Source organism: Kluyvera sp. (assembly GCF_047971185.1).
Taxonomy (GTDB): Bacteria; Pseudomonadota; Gammaproteobacteria; order Enterobacterales; family Enterobacteriaceae; genus Kluyvera.
Map to the genome: position 1 here is coordinate 1 of NZ_JBKDZH010000103.1, position 1932 is coordinate 1932.

Genomic DNA, 1932 nt, shown 5'->3' on the forward strand with positions numbered 1-1932 from the left:
GGAACGTATTAATTCAATTTACATTGTTTCCTATGGGAAAAATGAATTCATACTTCAAACAAATCGAAGTTCGAACGGCCTCCTGGAACGGATTGTGTTCGAGGTTAGAGGGTCCACTGTACAGATTTTGCAAAAGCACCATTCATGATGCAGTTACCAGGAAGTACACAAAGCCACATGAGGGTCAGACTGTTCCCTCTACAGAGGAAGAAGCATGCATTGTGCAACAATTGGTGACCCTTCTCAGTGGGGCTTTCTGTTGGACAGCTCTGAGCCTCGTGTGTTAGTTAAGATGTATTTCGACAGACGTGGGATCACAGTGAAGATTCGAGAGCAATCTTCCGGGATGGTACTGGGCTCACAGCTTCTTGAAACAATACCAACAGGAACTGTCTCAACATGTACCTCAGAACAATAAAGGTTGTAGAGCTGCTGTAACCCCAGGAGAGATCAGATCTTACTATAAAAATCTAGAAAAGACACTTAAGGATGTTCTGCCAAGTAACATAATCAACTATGATGAAACAAATTTATCTGATGATCCAGGTAACAAAAAGCTGATAGTTCGTAGAGGATGCAGGTATCCAGAAAAGGTAATGAATGAACTTAACACAGTCTTCAGCCTCAGTAATGTTCACATGTACTGTAGCAGGTACACTACTGTCTCCTTATGTAGTATACAAATCTCAGTACATCTATGATTCATGAACTGAAGGAGGTCCTCCAAATGCATGATATGATTGTACAGAAAGTGGATTGTTTAATGGACCAACATTTGAGGACTGGTTCTTTAAATTTGTTCTTCCTTATGCAAAACATCAGGAAGGGAATAAGGTGATAATTGGAGACCTTTCCACCCATGTAAGCTTTGCAGTTGTGGCTGCATGTGAGGAGAACAATATTGACTTTGTACTCCTAGCAAACTCAACACACCTCAGTCAGCCTTTTGTTGTTTCATTGTTCAGGCCACTGAAGGGTGTTTGGTGAAGTATTCTGTCTGATTTCAAATCAGCAGCTCTAGGGAGAAGACATGCCACGTTGCCAAAAGGGGAATTTTCAAAGCAACTTGCAAGATTAATGGAGAAACTTCCAAAAAACATCACAAGAAACATAGAGCAGATTTCAAAAGTGTGGGATTTTTCCTTTGAATGCAGATCAAGTCATATGGCAACTCCCTGAAATGAACAGTGACACTGCAAATGCCAGTTCTGCAACTGACTCTTCTGCTGACTCCATGGATACTGCTACTATACTCTATTCACTCGAATGGTGCATCTGGAGCCTAGCGAGAGGTTGGTAACAGCCCCGCTGATTGGCTGCACTCCTCTCTCGTTCACATGCACTCTGGCTGTCACTCACGCATGCTGTGGTGCTACAGGTTTCTGTATTATTCGCCTTAATTCCTCTTCTGTACAGATTAGGCCATTTTGGTTCATACCATTAGACACAGCAGTGATTGTAGAACTCAGATATGTTAAGCAAATCTCTGTAAAGCAAAAAATAAAGACATTGCGACGAGTTGAAGTGAACGAACGGCAACAAAATCTTTACACAACTTTTGTGTTATCTCTGTTATTTGCAGCATTTATCAAATGATTATTTGAATAAACCATCTCACCATATATAGAAAAGCCTCCTCTACGGAATGGCATAAACATATTGTAGATAAAGTGAAATATAAGTGAAGCACGTAGCTTTTTATGAGAACATGTCGCACTATGGTACATCACCCAGGGAGAATCCGCCGCGTACCGACGCACATGATAGGCTGTCAAATCATAATCCTCGCTCACGGGCCTGGGAGGAGGCGCTGTGCGTGATTGGCCGTCCAGTAATATGCCCAGTCACAGGCCTAGGTGCATAGAACACACAATGCATAGAACACACGATGAAAATTGAAGAAGGTTACAGGCAAAACGATATAGCAAGGGA

1 pseudogene is annotated in these 1932 nt (G+C 42.0%); it reads left to right on the forward strand.

The features are described from left to right. Window positions 1–747: 747 nt before the first annotated feature. A pseudogene (locus ACK5JN_RS21050) lies at window positions 748–987 on the forward strand (hypothetical protein); the annotation flags it as partial. Window positions 988–1932 lie beyond the last annotated feature (945 nt).